Annotated in this window: 1 protein-coding gene; it reads right to left on the bottom strand. The window is 54.4% G+C overall.

The window, feature by feature from the left end:
• Window positions 1-983: hypothetical protein (locus N8M20_RS10125; protein ID WP_261080504.1), on the bottom strand; the 983-nt coding region annotated here is incomplete at both ends.

The raw sequence follows: 983 nt of genomic DNA, 5'->3' as shown, positions 1-983 counted from the left end.
AGCGCGGTAGCCTCTACCTCAGCAAGCACAAGTGCAGTAGCGTCTACGTCAGCGTCAACAAGCGCAGTAGCGTCTACGTCAGCGTCAACAAGCGCTGTAGCGTCTACATCAGCATCAACAAGCGCCGTAGCCTCTACATCAGCGTCAACCAGTGCCGTAGCGTCTACGTCAGCAAGCACAAGCGCAGTAGCCTCTACTTCAGCATCAACAAGTGCGGTAGCGTCTACCTCAGCAAGCACAAGCGCGGTAGCGTCTACCTCAGCAAGTACTAGCGCGGTAGCTTCTACCTCAGCGTCAACAAGTGCGGTAGCCTCTACGTCAGCAAGCACAAGCGCCGTAGCGTCTACCTCAGCGTCAACAAGTGCCGTAGCGTCTACCTCAGCATCAACAAGTGCAGTAGCATCTACCTCAGCGTCAACAAGTGCCGTAGCATCTACATCAGCAAGTACTAGCGCAGTAGCCTCTACATCAGCAAGCACAAGTGCCGTAGCCTCTACCTCAGCAAGTACTAGCGCTGTAGCGTCTACATCAGCGTCAACAAGTGCAGTAGCGTCTACCTCAGCATCAACAAGTGCAGTAGCATCTACCTCAGCAAGCACAAGCGCCGTAGCGTCTACCTCAGCAAGCACAAGTGCAGTAGCGTCTACCTCAGCAAGCACAAGTGCAGTAGCGTCTACCTCAGCGTCAACAAGTGCAGTAGCGTCTACCTCAGCAAGCACAAGTGCCGTAGCGTCTACCTCAGCATCAACAAGTGCAGTAGCGTCTACCTCAGCATCAACAAGTGCTGTAGCTTCTACATCAGCGTCAACAAGTGCAGTAGCGTCTACCTCAGCATCAACAAGTGCAGTAGCCTCTACGTCAGCGTCAACCAGTGCCGTAGCCTCTACCTCAGCCTCAACAAGTGCCGTAGCGTCTACCTCAGCGTCAACAAGCGCGGTAGCGTCTACGTCAGCGTCAACAAGCGCGGTAGCCTCTACCTCAGC

The sequence above is a fragment of the Streptococcus mitis genome (assembly GCF_946190275.1).
Lineage (GTDB): Bacteria > Bacillota > Bacilli > Lactobacillales > Streptococcaceae > Streptococcus > Streptococcus mitis_DC.
The sequence above is the reverse complement of the archived record's forward strand: the minus strand, read 5'-3'. Positions and strand labels throughout refer to the sequence as shown.